General features: G+C 61.4%; 15 protein-coding genes and 1 pseudogene. 7 read left to right on the top strand and 9 right to left on the bottom strand.

The features are described 5' to 3' along the window. Window positions 1–14: 14 nt before the first annotated feature. The 5 genes from NKI17_RS12625 to NKI17_RS12605 form a co-directional block, all read right to left on the bottom strand. The gene (locus NKI17_RS12625) at window positions 15–1,682 is read right to left on the bottom strand and encodes an ABC transporter ATP-binding protein (RefSeq protein ID WP_352569193.1); all 1,668 of its coding nucleotides are present in this window, start codon (window positions 1,680–1,682) and stop codon (window positions 15–17) included. A 10-nt stretch (window positions 1,683–1,692) separates the two neighbouring features. Further along, window positions 1,693–2,826, bottom strand: coding sequence for an ABC transporter permease (locus NKI17_RS12620; RefSeq protein WP_352576427.1), 1,134 nt, complete (start codon window positions 2,824–2,826; stop codon window positions 1,693–1,695). Between the two features lies 1 nt (window position 2,827). Further along, entirely contained in the window at window positions 2,828–3,835 is a 1,008-nt protein-coding gene (locus NKI17_RS12615; RefSeq protein ID WP_031211897.1) for an ABC transporter permease, read from the bottom strand. A 112-nt stretch (window positions 3,836–3,947) separates the two neighbouring features. After that, window positions 3,948–6,032 carry an ABC transporter substrate-binding protein gene (locus tag NKI17_RS12610; protein ID WP_352587338.1) on the bottom strand — a complete coding sequence of 695 codons (2,085 nt, stop codon included), beginning with the start codon at window positions 6,030–6,032 and terminating at the stop codon, window positions 3,948–3,950. A 118-nt stretch (window positions 6,033–6,150) separates the two neighbouring features. Further along, window positions 6,151–7,617: an alpha-glucosidase/alpha-galactosidase gene (locus NKI17_RS12605; RefSeq protein WP_352449637.1), complete on the bottom strand. Its 1,467-nt coding sequence runs from the start codon at window positions 7,615–7,617 to the stop codon at window positions 6,151–6,153. Between the two features lie 71 nt (window positions 7,618–7,688). Here NKI17_RS12605 and NKI17_RS12600 point away from each other — a divergent pair. From NKI17_RS12600 to NKI17_RS12580, 5 genes and pseudogenes are all read left to right on the top strand, one after another. Continuing rightward, window positions 7,689–8,692 (top strand): annotated as a pseudogene (locus NKI17_RS12600) (AraC family ligand binding domain-containing protein). Between the two features lie 499 nt (window positions 8,693–9,191). Continuing rightward, window positions 9,192–9,629, top strand: coding sequence for a CBS domain-containing protein (locus NKI17_RS12595; protein ID WP_031211895.1), 438 nt, complete (start codon window positions 9,192–9,194; stop codon window positions 9,627–9,629). Between the two features lie 113 nt (window positions 9,630–9,742). Beyond that, a complete protein-coding gene (locus NKI17_RS12590) occupies window positions 9,743–10,669 on the top strand; it encodes an NADP-dependent oxidoreductase (protein WP_352635917.1) in 927 nt (308 codons plus the stop codon). A gap of 358 nt (window positions 10,670–11,027) precedes the next feature. Continuing rightward, window positions 11,028–12,719 (top strand): FAD-dependent oxidoreductase, encoded by a 1,692-nt coding sequence (locus tag NKI17_RS12585; protein ID WP_352906029.1) that lies wholly within the window; start codon window positions 11,028–11,030, stop codon window positions 12,717–12,719. Continuing rightward, window positions 12,716–13,027 carry a UBP-type zinc finger domain-containing protein gene (locus NKI17_RS12580; RefSeq protein ID WP_352796886.1) on the top strand — a complete coding sequence of 104 codons (312 nt, stop codon included), beginning with the start codon at window positions 12,716–12,718 and terminating at the stop codon, window positions 13,025–13,027. The genes NKI17_RS12585 and NKI17_RS12580 overlap by 4 nt, the downstream gene beginning before the upstream one ends. Window positions 13,028–13,249: 222 nt before the next feature. Here the strand turns inward: NKI17_RS12580 and NKI17_RS12575 are convergent, their stop codons facing one another. The 3 genes from NKI17_RS12575 to NKI17_RS12565 all read right to left on the bottom strand — a co-directional run bounded on the left by NKI17_RS12575 (window position 13,250) and on the right by NKI17_RS12565 (window position 17,563). Beyond that, window positions 13,250–14,419 (bottom strand): GNAT family N-acetyltransferase, encoded by a 1,170-nt coding sequence (locus tag NKI17_RS12575; RefSeq protein ID WP_352906027.1) that lies wholly within the window; start codon window positions 14,417–14,419, stop codon window positions 13,250–13,252. Then, the gene (locus tag NKI17_RS12570) at window positions 14,416–15,411 is read right to left on the bottom strand and encodes a sterol desaturase family protein (protein ID WP_352569046.1); all 996 of its coding nucleotides are present in this window, start codon (window positions 15,409–15,411) and stop codon (window positions 14,416–14,418) included. Before NKI17_RS12570 ends, NKI17_RS12575 begins: the two co-directional genes overlap by 4 nt. A 223-nt stretch (window positions 15,412–15,634) precedes the next feature. Continuing rightward, window positions 15,635–17,563 (bottom strand): heparinase II/III family protein, encoded by a 1,929-nt coding sequence (locus NKI17_RS12565; RefSeq protein ID WP_031211889.1) that lies wholly within the window; start codon window positions 17,561–17,563, stop codon window positions 15,635–15,637. A 116-nt stretch (window positions 17,564–17,679) separates the two neighbouring features. Between NKI17_RS12565 and NKI17_RS12560 the strand changes: the two genes are divergently transcribed. Together NKI17_RS12560 and asnB are read left to right on the top strand one after the other, a co-directional pair. Continuing rightward, window positions 17,680–18,921, top strand: a complete 1,242-nt coding sequence (locus tag NKI17_RS12560) for a glycoside hydrolase family 5 protein (RefSeq protein ID WP_023677165.1) — start codon at window positions 17,680–17,682, stop codon at window positions 18,919–18,921. Between the two features lie 161 nt (window positions 18,922–19,082). After that, window positions 19,083–21,008 (top strand): asparagine synthase (glutamine-hydrolyzing), encoded by a 1,926-nt coding sequence (gene asnB / locus NKI17_RS12555; protein ID WP_352756631.1) that lies wholly within the window; start codon window positions 19,083–19,085, stop codon window positions 21,006–21,008. Here the strand turns inward: asnB and NKI17_RS12550 are convergent. Continuing rightward, complete coding sequence (locus tag NKI17_RS12550; protein ID WP_352756633.1) at window positions 20,982–22,100, bottom strand: glycosyltransferase family 4 protein; 1,119 nt, start codon at window positions 22,098–22,100, stop codon at window positions 20,982–20,984. The genes asnB and NKI17_RS12550 overlap by 27 nt on opposite strands. Window positions 22,101–22,269 lie beyond the last annotated feature (169 nt).

Here is a 22,269-nt window from a genome sequence, read left to right as displayed (position 1 = left end):
TCCGGCATAAGCAATTAGGCTACCTCGAAAGCGGCTTTGACCAGCCGTTCGGTGTAAGCGGTCTTGGGATGGGACAGGACTTCGTCGACCGGCCCCTCTTCGACGATCTTGCCGTGCTGCATGACGATGACGCGGTGGCACAGCGCCCGCACGACCTTGAGGTCGTGCGAGATGAAGATGTAGCTCAGGCCCCGTTCGCGCTGCAGCTTGCGCAGCAATTCGATGATCTGCGCCTGGACCGAGAGATCCAGCGCCGATGTTGGCTCGTCGAGTACGATGAATTCCGGTTCGAGCGCGACGGCGCGGGCAATCGCAATACGCTGGCGCTGGCCGCCGGAAAACTCGTGCGGGAAGCGCGAGAGGATATCGCCGGGCATGCCGGCGCTGATCAGCGCCTCGCGCACCCGCTCGATCCGATCGTTCCTGGTGGCGCCCATGCGGTTGACGACCAGCCCTTCCTCGATGATCTGGCCGATCGTCATGCGCGGGTTGAGCGACGAGAACGGATCCTGGAAGACGACCTGCATGCGCGACCGCAACGGCCGCATCTGCGCGCGCGAACAGCCATGGATCGGCTGGCCATCGAAATAGATCTCGCCGCTGTCCGTGGTGTTGAGCCTGAGCAACGCCTCGCCGAAGGTGGTCTTGCCCGATCCGGATTCGCCAACGAGACCCAGCGTCTCGTGCCGCCGAAGGGTCAGGCTGAGGCTGTCGACGGCGACGAGTTCGCGCAGGTCCGGCCTCATGAACGTGCCATGCCGCAGCATGAAGGAGACGCGCACATTCCTAGCTTCAAGAATAACGTCGGCGCCTTCCGGCAACGGATTTGCCTGGCCGCGCGGCTCGGAGGCAAGCAGGTGACAGGTGTAGGGATGCTGCGGATTGGCGAACAGCTTCTCCGTCACATTGTGCTCGCGCATCTCCCCATGCTGCATGACGTAGACATAGTCGGAGAACTGCCGCACCACGGTCAGGTCGTGCGTGATCAGGATCACCGCCATGCGCAGTTTCTTCTGCAGGTTTCGGATGAGATTGAGGATCTGCGCCTGAACCGTGACGTCGAGCGCCGTCGTCGGCTCATCGGCGATCAGCACATCGGGATCGTTGGCCAGCGCCATGGCGATCATTACACGCTGGCGCTGACCGCCGGAAAGCTGGTGCGGGTATTGTTTCAGCCGCGCTTGGGGTTCAGGGATTTGCACCTGCTGCAGCAGCTCGAGCGCCCTTGCTTCGGCCTGCCTGCGGCTCATCTTGCGATGCACCCGTATCGCCTCGACGATCTGGCTGCCGATCGTGTAGATCGGGTTGAGCGAACTCATCGGCTCCTGAAAGATCATCGAGATGCGGTCGCCGCGCAGTTTGCGCCGCGCACGCTCGGAAAATTTCAGGATGTTCGCCCCGTTGTATTCGACAGTCGATTTCGGCGACACGACTGCGCGCTTCGACAACAGTCCCATGACGGTGCGCGCCGTCACCGACTTGCCCGATCCCGACTCGCCGACAATGGCGATCGTCTCGCCGCGATAGAGCTGGAACGAGATGTCCTTGACGGCTACGATCATGCCGTGTTCGACCTTGAAATCGACGGCGATGTTGCGGGCATCAATGACCGGGTTTTCCGAACGGCCGTCATGGTCGAGCCGGACAGGCGGTGCGAAGGATTTGACGAGCGCGTGTTGCATCATGTCATGCTCAATAAGGATCGACCGCATCGCGCAGTCCATCCCCAAGCGCGTTGAACGCGAAGACGGTGACAAGCACGAAGCCGACCGGCGAAAGGATCCAGGGATAAGTGCCGATGACCGAATAGGTCGCGGTGTCTTGCAGCATCAGGCCCCAGGAGATCAGCGGCGGCTTCACCGCGAAGCCGAGAAAACCGAGGAAGGATTCGAGCAGGACCACGCTGGGGATTGCCAACGTGACCGCAACGATCACGTGGCTCATCACGTTCGGAAAAATGTGTTGCATGATGATGCGGCCATCTGTGGCGCCGACCGCCATCGCCGCACGAACGTAGTCGATCCGCGCCAGTGCCAGGGTCTTGCCGCGCACTTCGCGCGACATCTGCGCCCAGCCGAGTGCCGACATGACAACAATCACGAAGGCCAGGAAAACATTCGTCGGCGCCGTCACCGGAACCAGCGAGGTCAGCGCCAGATAAAGCGGCAATTGCGGAAACGCGAGCACCAGTTCGACGAAGCGCTGGACCCAGACGTCGAATGTGCCGCCGAAATAGCCCGACACCATGCCGACCGTCGTGCCGATCACGGTGACGATGAAGACCACGGTCAATGCGATCATCAACGAGATGCGCGAACCATAGATCGCACGAGCCAGCACATCGCGACCGAATTTGTCGGTGCCAAGGAAGTGCACCGGCTGGCCGTCGGTCGAGCCGAAGAAGTGCCGGTTCGCGGGAAGCAGGCCGAGCAGTTTGTACTCCGCTCCCTTGACGAAGAAGCCGAGCAGCCGCGGATGGTCGTAGTCCGGCCCGACGACGGGTTGGAAGGTGACCGGGTCGAGGTCTTCCGAATCCGCCAGGGCATAGACGCGTGGCTGGAAGACGAAGTTGCCGTCCTTGTCATGGAAGCTCATCATCTGCGGCGGGGCGAAGCCGACATCGGTCACCTTGGGATCCATCGGTGCGAAGAAGTCGGCAAACACCGCCAGCAGCACCAGAAACGCGACCAGGATGAGCCCGGCCATGCCGGTCCAGGACCGTTTCAGGCGGCGCCAGACGAGTGCGATGTAACTCTCATTGCCGCGCGGCTTGATCTTGGCCGGTTCCTCGGCAATTGGCGGCAGCGAGGGCTCGAAAGCAAGCATCTCAGGACCCTGCATATTGGCGCACGCGCGGATCGAGCATGACGAGCAGCATGTCGGCGATGATGTTGCCGACGATCAGCGTCGCCGACAGCACCATCATGAATGTCGCCGTGACATAGACGTCGCCCACCGCCATCGAGCCAACGATCGCCGGGCCGACGGTCGGCAGGGCAAAGATGATCGCGGTCTCGATCTCGCCGGTCAGCATATAGGGCAGCACCACGCCCTGATACATGACCAGCGGATGCAGCGCATTGGGCACCGCATGGCGCATCACGACCGCACCGCCGCTAAGGCCCTTGGCGCGAGCGGTTTCGACATATTGCGCATTCAGCGTGTCGAGCAGATTGCCGCGCATCACCCGCATGTTGTAGGCGAGCCCGCCGAAGGTGGCGATGGCGACAACCGGCCAGACATGCCGGACGAGATCGACGAACTTCGCCCAGGACCACGGCGCCCCGCCAAATTGCGGCGAGAAGAAGCTGCCGATCTCGGAGACGTTGAATTGGAAGACCAGCAAATAAACGATGATCAGCGCCATCAGGAAGCGCGGCACCGTCATGCCGAGGAAGGAAATCGCTGACAGCGTACTGTCGATCCAGCTGTACTGCCTGGTCGCCGCCCAGATGCCGAAGGTGATACCGAGGACCGATGCCAGCAGATGGCACACCAGCGCCAGGAGCAGCGTGCGCGGCAGGCGCTCGCCCACCACATCGGCCACCGGCTTATTGTAATAGAGGCTGTAGCCGAAATCGCCGCGGGTGATGATGCCGCCGATCCAGTTGAGATACTGGACGGGCAGCGGCTTATCGAGACCGTGTTCTATCCGATAGGCCTTGGCCTGCGCGTCGGCCTCGGCGAATGAGGCCCCGCCCTGATTGATCAACTGCGAGCGGATGTAGTCGGCATAGTCGCCCGGCGGCGCCTGGATGATGGCGAAGGTGACCAGGCTCAGAATGGCGAGGACCGGGATCGCCGACGCTATGCGCGTGAGCAGGAATCGCAACATCGGTCGGTCCGCTTCCTTGTCTAGCCGGTCGCTCTCTTTGAGCGTACGGAGGTTTGCTTTGTCCGGCCGCGCCAACTGGCGCGGCCGGAGTTCTCAGTCAGGGGAGGTAAACCTAGTTCATCGGGCCCTTGTCTCCGGGCTTGCCGGGAAGCTCTTCGGGGAACAGCTCGTATTTGGCCTGCTTGTCGGCAGCGACAAAGACCCGCTCGCGGACAATCGAATCCTCGGCCCAGTTGAACATGAAGATCGGCGTGCCCTGCGGGATGTTGGAGAAGCGTTTGTTGATGATCAGCGCGCCGGGATATTCCGTCAGGCCGACATTGTAGACGTGCTCGGTCGAGATCTTCTGGAACTCTCTCATCAGGCTGGCGCGCTCGTCATTGTCCGCGGACGAGACAAATTTGTTGACGATGTCGACGAGGTCCTTCTCGAAAGGCATCATATCGACCTCGCCGTTTTCCGGCGCACGATGGTCCCAACTGGTTCGTGGACCGACCGGGGCCAGTTGATCGGTATTCTGGACGACGGAAGTCAGCTCCTGATCGTTGCGCCGTACCAGCCAGTCGAAGCGGCCGGAGTATTGCGAGGCATCGCGCTGGGTGCCGTTGAGTCCGTTGAGCACGATCCGAAGCCCTAGCTTTTCCATCTGGGCGACTACACCTTCGGCAAGGCTCTTGTCGGTAGTGTAGTCGTTGTTGACGAGCATCACGATCTCGACATTCTTGCCGCCGGCGGTACCTGCAGGAAAATTGACGAAGCCGTCGCCGTCCGTGTCTTTCAGGCCTGCCTTGGCGAGTTCCGCCTTGGCGCCTTCGAGATCGAAGGGGTAGTAGACCGTCGACTTCCGGTCGTAGAAGCTCGTGCCCGAGGATAAGCCGCCCGGATAGATGGCAGTGAACGGACCCTTGACCAGCGAGTCGCCGAGCGCCTTGCGGTTCAGCGCCATGGTGACGCCCTTGCGGAAATCCTCGTTGCGGTTCAGCTCGCGTATCGCCTGTCCGCGCTCGTCGGGGTTGCCCCAGCCATTGGCTGAGAAATTCATGCGCAGATTATAGCCGATCAGCCGCGCGCCGAACGCAAGCCGTGCCGGTGCGTCCTTTTGCGCCGCGCGCTTCAGCGAGGCAACGAAGTTCTCCGGCTGCTCCAGATTGGAGAAGTCGCCGGCTCCCGCGACGGCCTGAACGTCGCGGTCGGCCCAGGTCGACAATTTGTAGTGCAGTTCATTGAGATACGGCAGTTGGTTGCCCTTCTCGTCGACCTTCCAATAGTACGGATTGCGACGCATGACGATGATGTCGTCGGGGCGGTATGCCACCGGCACCCAGGCACCCATCACCGGCATGTTCATATATTCCGGCGGGAACGCGTTCTTGAACTGCTCGTAGGTGTTCTTCGAATATTTCGGATGCTGCGGCTTGAGGATATGCGACGGGCCCGGACAGAAGGTGCCGTAAGCCATGGCGTAAAGGTATTGTTTCGGAAAGGCGTCCTTGAACGTCCACTCGACGGTGTAGTCGTCGATTTTCTTCAACGTCGTGCCGACGCCGAAGGTCTCCTGCGTCGCGCCGTTCAGCGGCGACACATTGGGGTCGATCACCTCGTCGTCCCAATAGAACATCACATCGTCGGCGTTGAATGGAACGCCGTCCGACCATTTCGCGCCCTCGACCAGACGCATCGTCAGCGTGTGGCCGTCCTTGGACCAGTCCCAACTCCTGGCGAGGTTCGGCAGCGGCTCCGTGTCCTTGGCCTCGACCTGGAAAAGCGGCGCGGTGCGCGTCAGGCATTCGGAAAGGCCGATGTCGATGCCGCCCCAGCCTTGCGTCTGGCCGGCGCCATAATTCCAGCCTTCCGGCCGGCCGCCGATGACATGGCGCATCGTATCGCCGTAAACGCCGATGCCATCCGGCATGTTGCCGGTCTTGAAGACCAGCGGCTCCTTAGGCAAACGGTCCTTGACCGGCGGCAGCTTGCCCGCCTTGACGTATTTCTCGGTGACCCAATCCGGTTCGTGATATTCCGGCAGTGCCTTGAATTCCAGGATGGAGTCGCGCGCGACGTATTTGATCTTTCCCTCGGCGGGGAATTGCGCGGGCACCGGCGGCACGGTCGGCTCGGATGCATACGCGTTCAGCGCCGAGGCCGAGACGCTAAGCGCCAGCCCGGCGAGAATGCCAATGTTTCGAAAATTCCTCATCGTCTCTCCTCCCTGTTTGTTCAGGAGCGCGTTGACGCGCTCCATTTCTCCTCGAACGAATGTACAGACGGGTGCGGAAAATTCTCCCGAAAGCTCGCCGCGATCCACCCGGTGAAATTCACACGGCCTGCTTGAGAGCCGTTTTTTCCGCACGCAATTCCTCGATCGAACGGACGTCGCGCCTTGCCGCACCGGCCCATTCGCGGGTCTTGATCCTGGATTTCGAAAGCCGTTCCTTCGCGGCCGGCACCGCATCGGCATATTGCGGCAGCCAGCGAGCCTGGGCGACGACCATTTCGTCCACCATTTGCCAAACCTCTTCCGGCGTCGAAACCGCGCCGACCAGCGGGTCGTGCAGGACCGCGAGCTTCAGCAGGTCGATATCGCCGGAGATCGCCGCATGAACCGACATGCGCTGGACGTTGATGGAGGAAATGCAAGTGGCGGCGCAGGCCTCCGGCAGCGTGATGCCGGAGGCCATGTTGATACCGAAGCGGTCGACGAAGCCGGGCGACTCGACGATCGCGTCCTGCGGCAGGTTGGTGATGATGCCGTTGTTCTTGACGTTGAAATGGCCGCGATAAACGCGGTTCGTCTCCAGCGCCTCGAGAATGTGGCTGGCATGCTCGTTGGAGCGCTTGGCGGGGTCTATCGGCCTGGCGGCGGATTCCAGAAATTGCGGGAACTCCGTTTCGAACCAGTTGCGTGTTTCGGTCGAATAACGAAGGTAGCCGCCGGTCTCGCCGTGGATCCAGTCGGACATGTCGATCCAGCGGGTGATTTCGTCCGGCCGCTTGCGATACCAGGGCAGGTATTCGGAAAGATGGCCGTTGCTTTCGGTCGAATAGACGCCGAAGCGCTTCAGGACATCGATGCGCAGCTTTTCCTGCTGCGAATAGACCGGATGCGCCTCGAAGGCGGCAACCAGCTCGTCCTTACCGATCTTGCGGCCGTTGAGACGCAGGTCGATGAACCAGGTCTGGTGATTGATGCCGGAGCAGACGTAGTCGAGCTCGGTGCGCGACTTGGCGCCGAGCACTTCGGCGATCTGGTCGGCGCCATGCTGGACGCCGTGGCAGAGGCCGACGGTATCGACCCTGCCATATTCGATCGCCGCCCAGGTGTTCATAGCCATCGGATTGGCGTAGTTCAGGAATTTCGCCCCAGGCTCGGCGACTTCGAGGATATCCTTGCAGAAATCGAGGATTACCGGAATGTTGCGCTGGCCATAGAGGATGCCGCCGGCGCAGATCGTGTCGCCGACGCACTGGTCGATGCCATACTTCAAGGGAATGCGGATATCGTCCGCATAGGCTTCGAGACCGCCGACGCGAACGCAGCTGATAATGTAGCGGGCGCCCTCGAGGGCAGCACGGCGGTCTGTCGTTGCCGTAACCTTGGTCGGCAGCCTGTTGAATTCGACGACCCTGTCGAGGATCGACTTGATCATCTGGAGGTTGCGCTCGCTGAGATCGGTCAATGCGAATTCGACATCCCTGAATTCAGGAACGCACAAAATGTCGGTGAAGAGCTTCTTGGTGAACCCGACGCTTCCCGCACCGATGATAGCGATCTTGAAACTCATCAGCCTCACCTCGACCTGATCGAATGCTAGGGCAAAGGCGGAGAAAAGAGGCCTGGCCCGCCTGCCACGCTATGCAGGCTGGAATCCGGCACTTCCTCCCATCCGCTCTTTGACCGCGGTTTCTTTTGCTTTTCTCGAGGGATTATGCGCCTTATTCGGCACGCGACCAGAGAAGGATTATGCTTTTAGGGGTAATTTTGTGCTGCGGAACTTGATCGACATCGGGCCGGCGGGCAGGACGGTATCGCTGCCGCGCGGGCGCCAGCGCCTACACACCATGCCGACAAGCACCGGCTATGAAGTGCGCGAGAACGAGGTCTACGACTGGGATGGGCGCAAGCGCGGCCTGACGCCGTTTACCGTGCTCCAGCATACGATCAGCGGCACCGGCCGATTGCGCTACGAGAACCGGAACTACCGCCTGCAAAAGGGCGACACTTTGCTGGTTCTCGTGCCGCACAACCACCGTTACTGGCTGGCCAAGGGCGAACGCTGGGAGTTCTTCTGGATATCGATGAACGGCGAGGAGGCACTGCGCATCCACAAGTCGATCCTTGCCGCCGTCGGTCCGGTGCTGCGGCTGCAGCCCTCGACGATCGATCATCTGGCTGATTGCAGTGTGCGCCTGATCACGGGCGCGGTCTCGCCGGGAGCCGCCTCGGCCGTCGCCTATGAAGCAGCCATGGCGCTCTACGACGATGTCTTCGGCTCGCATGCCGTCACCGACGACAAGAGCACCATGCAGCCGGTCATCGATCACATCAGGGCCAATCTCGACAGGCCGCTCCGCGTTGCCGATCTCGCTGAGATCAGCGGCCTGAGCCGCGCGCATTTCTCGCGCTGCTTCGCCGAGAGCGAGGGACTTCCGCCCGCCGAATTTGTGCTGCAGCAGCGACTGCAGCGCGCGGCGAAGTTGCTGACGAAGGCCGATTTCCTGCCGGTCAAGGAAGTCGCCATCATGTGCGGCTTTGAGGATGCCAATTACTTTTCGAAGGTCTTCCGCCGCCTCTACGGCATCAACCCGACGCAATTCCGCACCAACGGAATGTATGCCAGCCTGGGAACCGCCCGATAGATTGGCACCGCGCGTGGCGTCGGAAGCGGGAACGCTTTTGCTTCCCCTTGGTTTAGGACAAGAGAGCCTGCTCGCCGCTGCGGCAACCCGCTCTTGGCGGAGATCAGGTCACAGTTGTCAGGGGAGTGATCGATGAACAATCCCGATCCGAATAACCCGAATCCACTGCCGGACAATCCCAATCCGGAGCCGGCCCGGCCGCCTGCCCCGCCGGAGACTCCGCCGGGAGAACCTCCAGGCGTACCCCCGCCCTCGCCGGATCCAATTCCGACGCCGGACCAGGAGCCGATCGGAGTTCCTCCCGGCACGCCTTCCGAAATTCCTTCGGAACCGACCTTTCCCGGGCCGACCGCCTGAAGGGCGGTCGGGTGGAGGATGGCAAGGGTGATTTCGGCGAAGCGCTCGAAACGGGTCTTGCCATGGAACGTTTTGCGCTGGCGCTCATTCACCCTTCCATCATGGAAACCCGCGGCGGGCCCTGCAACCAACGGAGGTTAAAATGAAAGTTAGCAACTGCATGACAAAGGACGTCGAGATCGCCAGTCCGCAGCAAACCCTGCGCGATGCGGCAGAAATGATGGGTCGCCTCGACGCCGGCGCAATGCCGGTGGGCGAGAACGATCGGCTTGTCGGCATGGTAACCGATCGCGACATCGCAATCCGCGGCGTCGCCCAAGGCAAGACACCTGACGCCAAGGTACGGGAAGTGATGAGCACCGAGGTCAGGTATTGCTTCGAAGACGAAGACGCGGAGGATGTTCTGCGTAACATGGCTGACCTGAAAGTGCGCCGCTTGCCGGTGCTAAACCGCGACAAGCGCCTGGTCGGCATCGTTTCGCTGGGCGACCTCGCCACCAACAGCGAGACGGCGACAGCAGGTGAAGCGCTGAGCGGCATCTCGCAACCCGGCGGCGAGCATTCGCAAACGATACACTGACGGCGCACCACCGGCCGGCCTTTGCTACGACCGAACCGCCGGCTGGATAGACGCCGGCCTGCCGGCGAAACTGTTCAGAGCGAACTGGACTGCAAACCGACGAGGAGCAAGCCATGATTACGATGAAGGCCGTCCGTATCCACGATTTTGGTGGACCGGAGGTTCTTTCGCTGGACGCGGTTCCGTTGCCTCAGCCGCATGACGACGAGGTCACGCTCAAGGTCTACGCGGCAAGCGTCAATCCCGTCGACTACAAGGTTCGCGAGGGCTCTTCGGGCGCGGATCTGCCCGTCACGCTCGGCCGCGACGTATCCGGCGTGGTGGAACTGTGCGGCACGCGGGCCCATATGCTGAAGAAGGGCGATCCGCTATATGCCATGCTCGGCAACGACCGCGGCGGCAACGCCGAATATGTCGTCGTCAAGGCAACGGAGGCGGCGGCGAAGCCGCAACGCTTAAGCCACGCCGAAGCCGCCGCCGTGCCACTTGCGGGCCTTACCGCGTGGCAAGGCCTTTTCGATCACGGCGGCCTCAAATCCGGGCAGCGGGTCCTTATCCATGGCGGCGCCGGCGGCGTCGGTCATCTGGCGGTGCAGTTCGCAAAGGCCGCGGGCGCGTTTGTCGCGACGACCGTGTCCGCGCAGGATTTCGATTTCGTCCGCGCGCTTGGCGCCGACCAGGCGGTCGATTACAAGAACCAGCGCTTCGAGGAGCTTGTCGAGGACGTCGACCTCGTCTTCGACCTGGTAGCGGGTGAAACACAGGACCGCTCGTGGGACGTGCTCAAGCCCGGCGGGACGCTCGTCTCAACGCTTTCCGAGCCGTCGGCGGAGAAGGCCCGCCTGCATCGGGCTCGCGGCGTTTCCTATTTGACCAAGCCGAACGCGGCGCAGCTTGCCGAGATCAGCCGCCTCATCGACGCCGGGAAGGTCAGGCCATTCGTACAGGCAATCTATCCTCTTGAGGAAGTCGCCAGGGCCGAGGAACAGCTCGAGAAGCAGCACACGCGCGGCAAGATTGTGCTTCAGGTAGCTGCCTGAGCACTCGCCGAACAACAGGCCGCAGGCCAGTTTGCGGAGTGCTCGGACACAGGCCGTTTTCTGCTGTCCAGAAGCCCGGCGGCCGAGAGTTTGACACAGGACGGCCCGCCGGGCCTGGCCGGCTTAGGCAGGTGCCGGCTGAAGCAGCATGCGCCGGGTTTGCCGGGATGCGCAAATCAAACAAATCAAGGAGATGCAACGGATTGTGAGGCACGTCGCGACGACACCTTCGCACCGCCGCCGTCAGTTAACTGCATGCGAAGGACACAGCGTTTACCGACAGGCGAGCCAGGTTCCTACCGGCCGCAAGCCGCAAAAACCGCTTCAAACTGTCGGAAACCGGCGATAGGTTCGAACCATGTCTCAACCCGCCAATCCGATCTCCATTGCCCGTCGCGATCAGATGTTTCCAGTGCTGGCTGAGGCGGACCTGGACCGCATGGGCCGTTTCGGCGAAGCCGTGTCCTATGCTGCAGGCGAACAGATCGTCAAAGCCGGCGAGCTGGCGCCCGGTCTGATCGTGGTCCTGTCCGGCAAGGTGGATATCATCCAGGGCGGCAGCTTCGGCCGGCGCGAAACAATCGTCACGCACGGTGCAGGCAATTTCGTCGGCGAGTTGGCGCAGCTTTCAGCCCGACCCTCACTGGTGGATGTGGAGGCGGTCGAGCCGGTCGAGGCGCTCGTCATCCCCTCGCAAAGGCTGAGGGACCTGATGGTGCAGGAAGCAAACCTCGGCGAGCGCATCATGCGGGCGCTGATCCTGCGCCGTGTCGGCCTGCTCGAGAGCGGCACAGCCGGCCCGATCATTGTCGGACCGGTCAACAGCGGCGACGTTTTGAGGCTGCAAGGTTTTCTGGCTCGCAGCGGTCAGCCGCATCGCGTTCTCGATTCGGCTGCCGATCCCTGCGCCAGGACCCTGATCGAACGCTTCCATGTCGATATCCACCATTTGCCGATCGTGCTCTGTCCGAACGGCAAGCTGCTGCTCAATCCCGGAGAGAACGAGCTTGCCCGCTGCATCGGCCTGGTGAGGCCGATCGACGCCGGCAAGCTGTACGACGTGGCCATTGTCGGCGCCGGACCGGCCGGCCTCGCGGCGGCCGTCTACGCGGCTTCCGAAGGGTTGTCGACGATCGTGCTCGATTGCCGTGCCTTCGGCGGACAGGCGGGTGCCTCCTCGCGCATCGAGAACTACCTCGGTTTTCCGACCGGCATTTCGGGAATGGCGCTGATGGCGCGCGCTTACAACCAGGCGCAGAAATTCGGCGTCGAGATGGTGATACCGGACGAGGCGAAGCTGCTGGGCAGCGCAAGCGACACGTCCGGTGCCCACTACACGCTCGCCGTCGGCGGCGGGGAGACCGTGCGGGCACGGTCGGTGGTGATCGCCAGCGGAGCGCGCTATCGCCGCCTCGACATGGCAAACCTGGCGCAATTCGAGGGAACCTCCGTGCATTACTGGGCTTCGCCGATCGAAGCGCGGCTTTGCGCCGGGCAAGAGGTAGCCCTGGTCGGCGCCGGCAATTCGGCTGGTCAGGCTGCCGTCTACCTGGCGGCGCATGTGAAGAAGGTATGGCTGCTGGCGCGCGGCAGCAGCCTCGATGCGAGCATGTCGCGCTATCTGGTGGAGCGCGTCAGGGCACAGCCGAACATCGAAGTGCTGGCTGAGACGCAGATTGCGGCACTGGAAGGCGACGACGGCAATCTTGGCAAAGTGCGCTGGCGCAGCCGCGACACCGAGACAGCACGTCCGATCCGCCACCTCTTCCTGTTCATCGGCGCCGATCCGAACACCGACTGGCTGGCGCAATGCGGCGTGGCGTTGGACGCGAAGGGCTTCGTTCGCACCGGGCCTGACATTGGCCAGGACCGTGGTGCGCTGGAGACGAACCGCGGCGGGGTGTTCGCCATCGGCGACGTGCGCTCCGGCTCGATCAAGCGCGTCGCCGCTGCCGTCAGCGAAGGCGCCCAGGTGGTTGCAGCGCTGCATGCATATCTCGCGCGAAACGGCAGTCTCGCCGTGGCGCCACAACTGGTCAGGAGCGTATGATGGCAGACGAATGCAAGCACGCCGGGGACATTCGCGACGTGACACCGAGCGCGCTCGGCTGCGAGGAATGCCTGAAGAGCGGTTCGCAGTGGGTGCATCTGCGGCTCTGCCGCACATGCGGCCATGTCGGCTGCTGCGACGACTCGCCCAACCGTCATGCCACCAAGCATTTTCGGGCAACCGGCCATCCTGTCATCGAAGGCTACGATCCGCCGGAAGGTTGGGGATGGTGCTACATCGACGAAATCTTCCTCGACCTCGGCGACCGAACCACGCCGCAAAACGGTCCGATACCGCGCTTCATTTGAGCTTTTTGCGAGCGGGCCGCTAGAGCAATTCCAGGAAAAGTGTGAACGGTTTTCGTCCGGAATTGCGTCAAAACAAAAGATGGAGCTGTTCTGCGATTCCGTGAAACGATGAACCGTTCTAAAGCATGTCGCGCAAAAGTGTGCAGCGGTTTTGCGATAACGACATGTATAAAAGCAAGAATCTAAAGCGCGCCGCATGACGCCGATCGAACACGACGCGCTTTAATCCAAGGCTGCTTCGGCTTGAGTGGGCGTATCGCGTCCCTCTGGTGGTGCCGATGACCGCTCGCGCATATGCCTGACGGTCTGAAGAACACGATCGGCAAGAAATGCAAGCGCGCCCTGTGCCGTGCGCGTCCCGATGACGGATTCCAGCGTAACCGCCTGCGTTGAGAATTTGTGTTTGAACGACTCTGCGCCACAGAGGAAATCGACCATGCTCAAGCCGTGATCGATCGACCACTGCACGTAATCCATCAACAGGATCACGCCCGGCGACGCCCGGCCGAAATCCGGATCGAACGTCGTCACGAAGGCCATCATCACGTCGTGCTGGACGAAGTTGATCGACACCGCGACCATCACGCCATTGCATTCGAGGACGAAGATATGCAGCACGCCGGCGCGCGCCAACGCATCGACGAGCGCGGCGAGTACCGGCACGCCCTCTTCGAACAGGTCTGACTCACGCATGCGCTCGGTCAGCCATTTCCGCTTCAAGGCCGCGAGGCGCTCCAGTACCGGTTGCAGCGGCTCGTCGGGGGCAAGCAGGCGAAATCTCACCTCTCCGGTTTCTTCCAGCGCTTTGATGCCGCGCCGATAGTTCTGGCGCGTCTTTTTCGACTGGTCCGCGAACCATGCCGCTCCGCTTTCCCATTGTCCGGCAACGCGATAGCTGACTTCCGTTCGGTGAAACGGACGAAGCCTGATGCCGCCGGAAGCTCCCGGCGTGAAAATTTTGCGGGCCGCCGCATCCGGTGAGAGACGATTGATCAAGGCAAGGTCGAAGCCGCCGGCATCGCAGAGTTGGGTCCATAGCTCCTGCAGCGCCGATAACGAGCATTCCGGAGCAACGAGAATATCCCCATAGTCGGTATAGCTGCCGGCCGCCCATTCGAGAAACCGCAGCCCCCTGCGCCTGCCGATCGCCAGCGGAACGACAGCAACGAGTCTCTCGCCCTTCCAGACCAGGCCGATCCGCAACGCGCGCTGGTCACGGCGTTGTACGGTACTCCACCATGCCGAAATCCAGGCATGGCTTTGAAAGATCAGCCCGTCGGTACGATGCCAAAGCTCCATCCAAGCGGCTTCGACCGCAGCCAGGCGATCCGCCGAACGGACGATTTCCAGGCGCTCCGCGCCTAGGACGTCGATGGAAACAGCGGTGTTCATGAAGGAGAACTGTCCTGTGGCTGCGCGACCACATTGGGCCGTCTGTGAAACAGTCGCATGACATGCCTTGCCATCTTCTTGAGCGGCAGGATGTAGAGCCCAAAGATCGACTGGTAATCGCGCACATCGCGATCGACCAGGCCAAATTTCAGGTCTTCATCCGGCTCCGGGACAAATTGCGTTCCGAACAGACGATCCCAGAACGAAAAAAGCAGGCCGAAATTCTTATCGTAGTGACGCGGGTCGATGCTGTGATGCACCTGGTGCCAGTGCGGACACAGGATGATGTTGTTCAACGGGCCGAACGATATCTTGAGATGCGTATGGCGAACAAAGTCCATCATCAGGATGTTGCGGATGACGTAGACGTTGATGCCGAAGATAGCGACCTCTACCGGATCGAGTGCGATCAGGCTCCAGACACCGAAGCAGATGCCCGGGATGACGCCATCCCACATACGGTTCATCAGATCGTCCAGCGGATGAACCCGGTCCTTGGTGATCCCCACCATCACTTCGGCCGAATGATGTACCTTGTGCAATTCCCACAGGAACGGGAAACGGTGCTGGGCGACGTGGTAGAGGTAGTATGAAATATCATAGGCGACCAGCATGGTTGCGGTGAAGATGACGATCGTCACCGGTCCCGCCGGGCCGCCGAGAAGCGGCGCGTGGATGTTAAGGAGCCAGCCAATTGCCTCACGTGTGCCATAGCCCACCGCGACGACGAAGGTGACGCCGGCAGGAATAAGCAGGAAAGGCATCATCGCCCGTTTCGTGATCCAGAACAGGGCGTCGGCTCGCGCCGACGGGTGCAGGATGACTTCCTGTGGGAAGGCGAAGTCGAAAAAGTCCCTGAGGGACTTATGTTCGGCAGTTCGCCAGTAGGCGATCACCGCGCTGCCCAGTGCGGTGAGGAGAAGCAGGCCGAGCGTGGTCAGATTGACGTTCGAAAGCTTTTCCACAATCGCTCTGGCAAATTCGGAAAACATTGATGCAGCGGCTCCTGGTCGTAAGTCGTAAGAAGGCGATCTGGCGAATAGCAAAGCACAAAATTCCCGCCAAACTCGCTACGCCGCCTGCAACCAGTGGCTGTTGCGGGCGCAGCGGGCAAAGCAGGCTGGATGGTGCGAGACTAGCAGATCAACGGTAACGAAACCGCTAAATGTCCAAACGTAATTAATGTCGAATACGGCTGGAACTCGCCCGGCAACTCTACGTTGGCACCGGTTTTTGCTGTTGCGGCGGGTGAATTGGGGCAAGATGGATATCGATCCCGGCTTCGCCCACTTCACCGTGCCAGGCGAGGCGTTCGGCTTGCTGCCTAGTGCCAAAACGCAGTGAAACCCAACCGCCTTGGCCCGGCATGTCACCGCCCGCGCCGATATCGAGCGCAGCATCAGGAAAGCGGATGGCCAACAGTACCTCGTCGCCGCGCAATACCGTGACCGTATCTTCGTGCCGGTCGGCATGGAGGCCGGCGGCCAGTTGGAAGACGATCTCGGACTGGCGCCTGCCGCCGAGCAGTTGGTCGGTGATGAGGATGCCATCGGCCTGGCGCGCCAAAGTGCGCTGATGCACGACGCCGAAGCGGCTTCTATAGCCGTCATGCCGGGCGCTCAGCCTCCAGTGCGGTCCCGGCTCGCTCTCCACCAGCGCTGCGACTGCCTTGTGCGACCAGTTGAAATTTCCAGCGATGGTGCTTTGGCTCTCGCCCTCGATGTTGAGCGTGTTGTGCGCCGGTGTGGAGCGGAACCAGTCGCGCCATGCGCCTCCCGAACCGTAGAGCCAGGTGCCGGGATCGACCAGCACCGGCTCATCGTCGATGCACAGGGTGAGCGACAGCGCGTCGGCATGGCCGTGCGCCGCTATCGAGAGATAGCCGAGCGGTCCATGGTCGAACGTCAGTTCGACATTGCGGCCATTCATTGCTCCGCGCCAGACGGAGAGCCCGCCTTGCGTGAATGTCTGCAAGCCATGCACCGCGGGCGCCGGGCCTGACGGCGCACCAAAGAAAAGCGAACGAAAATCGTCAGGCTCCGGCGCGTTGCCCGGCGTCCCCAGTAAGCCGTGGATGGCGGCCGCGACGGATCGGATATAGTTCGGCTCGTCGCCCAGCTTCAGCACATGGCCCTCATCGTCGTCGCCGAAGCGGGCGGCTTTCTGTGGCAGCCAGCCGACGAAATTGGCGAAGGCGCCCAGACGCGCTTCGACGGCCGAGGGAAACGGCGTTCCCGCCTGGCGTGCCGCGGCGGCGCACAGCAAGATGAGTTCGGCGCTGAAGGCTGCATAGGTCGGCGTTTGCTCGGCACCGGCGCCGTCGGCAAGAATCTGCTTGTGCGTCTCATTTAAGAGGGCGCTGCGGGCAATTTCGGATTCGGCCCCGAGCGCCAGGCAAACCAGATATTCGCCAGCCAACTCTGCGACGAGATGGTTGTTGGCGGAGGAATATCGCGACGGAAACCGCGGCAGCCAATAGGCGCTTGCCGCGAGTATCTCACCAGCTTTCCGCAGCGTCGCCGGGTCAAGCCGGTCACCGATAAGGTCCAGGGTGACGATCAGGCTGATGGCTCGCAGCGCTACTTCGATGCCGGAAGCCCAGCCAATGCCTCGGAACGGCGGATTGGCGGAATGCCAACTGCCGATTGCCGCCTCAATGGCACTCCGGGATCGATTGTCCTCGCTGAGGAGCAGGTGTGCAGCCAGTACTGGCAATTGCTGCAGCCGGTTGACCTCCCAGACATATTTTATATCGCCAAGGTCGCCGCCATCGCGAAAATCGATATCGAAAGTATGAGCCTCGGCGCCAGGCCAAAGCCTGCCGGTTACCGGATCAAGACGCCAAAGCTCAGCAGGAAACAAAAGATCGGGCTCACGCTTTGGCCATGTCCGCCCGAGTGCCGAAAACCGGCCATGAAGCATCTCTTGCGCGGCCGCCGCTATGGCCTGCCGTTGAGCGTCGGTCGCTGCCAGCGCAGCATGGCGAAATCCGGGCAGCACTGGGTGCAACTGCGGCGATGGATAGCGCTCCCACCCATCATCGCGGCGGCGCGACACGATCCTTCGACGTTGCTCGCCCAGCCGGTGCAACACCTCGGCCGGTCCCATGCTGCGCAATCGGTTGATGTACCAGCCGATTCTCATGCACGCCCCGTCAACGTTTCGGTCCTTGTATACCATGCCGTCGAAAAGCTGCGGGCCGGCAATCTTCTTTCCCGTTCGTTGCGGTTAATATCTCCCGCGAGCATGCGGAGGGAGCGATGCGAAAAGCGGTGTATGTTGTTGCCTGGGTGCTCGCCTTGCTTGTGGCGGCCGCGGCAGAGCCCATCCCTCTCAAGCGCGGCGTTGGCGTGCATCAGTGGCTCAACTGGTCGCCGGTGGAGAAAGACGGAACCTACGTTTGGCCGCCCTATCGCAGCGAAAAGGAGTGGCTTGCGGAAAGCAGGCCGCTCACCGACTGGCCGGCCGGGGAGGTGTTTGCCCACATCCGATCGATGGGCTTCGACTTCGTCCGGCTGAGCGTCGATCCCGGCCCGCTGCTTGCCAGCGGGGACGCCAAGCGGCAGCAGGCGCTGGACATACTTGCCGCCGCCGTTGAGCGGATCACGTCGACCGGCCTCAAGGTGGTTTTCGACCTGCATGGCGTCACTCAGGTTCCCGACTACAGCATGGAGATGATCTATGGCGGCGCCGACAGCGAGGGCGTTGCCCGCTATCGTCAAATGGTTGTGGCGGTCGCTGCCATGCTGGTCAAGATAGGCACCGACAAAGTCGCCCTCGAACCTTACAACGAGCCCGCATACTACCCTTGCGATGCGAGCGGCAGCGATCACTGGCAGCGGATCATGGCAGGGACCGTCCACGACATTCGAGCGGTCAGCAGCGAACTTACCATCGTTGCAACCGGCGCCTGCGGCGGCAGCATTGCCGGATTGGTTAACCTCAGCCCCGGCTTTGATGACCCAAACCTCTATTACAGCTTCCATATGTATGAGCCGCACAGCTTCACCCACCAGCGGCCCGATGACACGATCAGCTTTGCTTCGGGACTTCCCTGGCCGGCCGACAGTAGTACACCCGAAGTGGTGACCGAAACCCTTAGAGCGCGGATGGAAGCTGCCGGCTTGAGCAGGGTCGAGCAGGTCATGAACATGGCCACCGCGCGCCAAGCAATCGCGAACTATTTCGAGCAGAACTGGGGCCAGAGCCAACTGGAGGCGAGCTTTCGCCAGGCTGTCGACTGGGCTGAAGGCCATGGCATTCCCAGCCGGCGGCTCTTCATGGGCGAATTCGGCGCTATCCTCATGTCCGCGGACGGCCGCATGGGCGCCTTTGAGGCCGACCGTTCGCGCTATCTCAAGGCAGTGCGCCGAGAGGCCGAACGCTTCGCGATCCCATGGTCTGTCTGGGAGTTCTCCAATCCTTATGGGATGAGCCTCATCCCGCCCGATGGTCCCCCGGTTCCCGACCCGGAGATGCTGCAGGCATTGGGCCTGCCATAGGTGCCGTCACTCGCCCTCACCAGCGAACAACCGGTGCAACCCCTGACCGCCAGGCTCGATCGAGGAACGGCCCGTGGCAGCTTTCTCCCGGTTGGGTTGTATTGGCACGAAGTGTTTAACACATTTGTTGTATTGAGGAATGTGCGCGCCTAGGGGGAACAATGTGTGGAATTGCCGGATGGATCGGTCGAAGGGCTAAAAATCCACAAGAGCGGGCCGCCAGAATGTCAAACGCATTGCGGCATCGCGGTCCCGATGCCGAAGGCGCCGAGATATTGGACCTGAACACCGGCGAGCAACAATTGGCATTGGTCCATCGCCGCCTGGCGATCATTGACTTGGCGCCTGAGTCAAATCAGCCGATGCAGATTGAGGACGGCCGTCTCAAAATAATTTTCAACGGGGAGATATATAACTACATCGAGTTGCGGCAGGAACTGATCGGCCTTGGCCATCATTTTCGAACGCGCTCCGATACCGAGGTGCTGCTCCGAGCCTACGATCAGTGGCACTTGTCCATGTTCGACCGGCTGAGCGGCATGTTCGCCTTTGCACTCTGGGATGCTCAGAGGCAGGAATTGATCCTCGGCCGGGATCCCTTCGGGGAAAAGCCGCTTTACCTCATGCAAAGCGAAAGCTTGCTGCTGTTTGCCTCGGAGATCAACGCATTGTTGTCGGCGCAGCAAGATGCGCAGCAACTCGATCTGGATGCGGTGGACGAGTATCTGAACTGGCGTTATGTGCCGGGACCACGCACGCTTTTTAAACAGATCCGCAAGCTCAATCCCGGAAGCTATGCTGTCTGGTCGCAAGGGGTGGTCAAGGAAACGCGCTACTATACGCCTCCGGATCAGGCGGCCCTGGCCGAGCGGATCGACGGAAAAACCGCCAAGAAGCGATTTCTGGAACTGCTCGACCATTCCGTCGAGATCAGGATGCGCAGCGATGCACCTTTTGGGGCCTTTCTCTCCGGAGGACTCGACTCCTCGGCTATCGTCGCCCTGATGGCCAGGCATAGCGCCACGCCCATTCGCACGTTTTCCGTCGGGTTCGACGACGCAGCCTATAGCGAACTTGCATTCGCCCGGCGCGTTGCCGATCATTTCAAGACCGATCATTGCGAACTTGTCATCCAGCCAGGCGATCTGATGGATCAGCTGCCCGCGATGGTTCGCCAACGCGGGGGACCTGTTTCGCAAAGCAGCGATATTCCAATTTACCTGATGTCGGAGCGCGCCTCGCAGGACGTCAAGATGGTGCTCACCGGAGAAGGAGCCGACGAGATTCTCGGCGGCTATCCCAAGCATCGCGCGGAATCACTGGCCGGGATCTACCAGTCGCTTGTTCCAGCCTCGCTGCACGATAACGTCCTTTCCCCTTTGGTACGCGCCATGCCGGGCGCGTCGGCCAAGGTCGATACGTTTGCCCGCACCGCGGGCGAAAGGGACTTTGCCGCCCGGATGGTCTCCTGGTTTGGAGCCGTTTCGGCGCAGCAGCGCGCTTGCCTGATCGGCGCGTCCGCAAATCGCCGTTATGAGCGCAACGACTTTCCGTTCTCGTCAAGCGCTGCGGCTTCCCATCTTCGCCGCGTGCTGTTTTTCGATCAGACATCGTGGCTGCCTGACAATCTCCTGGAACGAGGCGACCACATGATGATGGCCGGTTCAATCGAAGGAAGAATGCCGTTCCTCGATCGAGACCTGGTTTCATTCGTCAGCAAATTGCCCGATCGCTACAGGCTGGGTTGGTTGCATAGCAAGCAGATCCTGCGCGACAGCATGGCCAATATCCTCCCGGAAGAAATTCTCAGCCGCCGCAAGGTCGGGTTCAAGGTACCGGTCGCCGAATGGTTTCGCGGATCGATGAGGAACTACGTGCATGACCATCTTTGCTCGCCCCACTCCGTCATTCGCAGCTATCTGAGTCCGAAACAGCTAGATCAAATCGTCTCGGAACACACCACGCGTGCTGCAGACCACGAAAAGCTGATATGGGCGCTGTTGAATTTGGAGATATTCCACCGCGAATTCAGGCTCGACGCGCCGCCGCGATCGTCGGCCTCAGCGCTTGACCGGTTGACGGCTTGACGCGGCCGACCGCCAGACATCGCAGATTGCGCCGACAAACGGGGCGAGCTCAAGCCGTTCCCGATGCACGGCCATGGCACCGGCACCAAGTTTTGCCCGCAGTGCCGGGTTCTCCACGAGGCGGCTCAGCGCCTCGGTCAACGCTGTAACATCGCCTGGCGGCACCAGCAGCCCGGATTGCCCGTCGGTGATTATGTCTTCGACGGCGCCAACCGGGGTCGCCACCACCGCCAAACCGGCTGCCATGCCTTCGATCACCGACATCGGCAGATTTTCGGCGAAGGATGGAAGAACCAGAATATCGGCCGAAGAAATCAGCGATGCGACATCGTCCGGCCCCACCCAACCCGGAAAGGCGATCCGGTCTGCAATCCCCAGCGCGGCCGATTTTGCCCGTGCCGCCTCGACTTCGCCATCGCCGGCAATCGTGGCGCGCCAATTCTTGACAGGGCTCATGCGGTGCAGTGCCTCGAGCAATTGCGGTACGCCCTTGCGGTCGCCGATGCGGCCCAGGAACAGGATATGCACATGGTCGCCGCCGCCGACATGCGCCAGCGACGGGACTTCGGTCGCATTGGGCACGATCACGATATTGCCGGCTGCGCCCGGCGCCCGGCTGGCGACGAAATCACGCCAAAGCCTGCCCAAAACGATCACCCGATCGGCATGCTCGAACAGAGCTTTGATACGGCGGCTTATGAAACCGCGGTCGGCTTTCCAGAATGTCTGATACTGCGCCCCGTGCAAATGCAGGACATAGGGTATCGACAGCAGCCGTGCGCAGGCGGCGATCACCATCTTGCGGTAGGTGCTGCCGGAAACTGAGATGTTGATATGAATGACATCGGCGCGTCCAGCCAGACGCGCTTTAAGCATCCGTAAGCAAAAACCGAGCATATAGAAGATCGAAAGTCCGACATGCCCCGGGCCACGACTGGCAAGGAAGCACACATCGATGTCGGCGATTTCTTGCCGTTCGAACTCCTGCTTCAGCGCCCCCATGATGCGGTCGATGCCGCCCTGCCCCGAAACGCCCGAGGGCGTCGCGACCAGGACATGTATTTTTCGATCGGATATCAGGCGCTGCAACATGATGGTACTCTAAATAACACAGACCGGGTAACTGCAAAGCAAACGTTCCCGATAAGGTTTACGGCAAATCTTTTAGTTCAAACTGAATCTGTTCACCCTTCGGCGTCATCGGGCTGGATTTTCCGCCAGTCGGCGGCTAGTCGAAGGTGAGTTTTCCAGGGACACGCCC

This window comes from Mesorhizobium sp. M0816, from assembly GCF_040320005.1.
Classification (GTDB): Bacteria; Pseudomonadota; Alphaproteobacteria; order Rhizobiales; family Rhizobiaceae; genus Mesorhizobium.
This window is presented reverse-complemented; position numbering and strand designations above follow the sequence as displayed.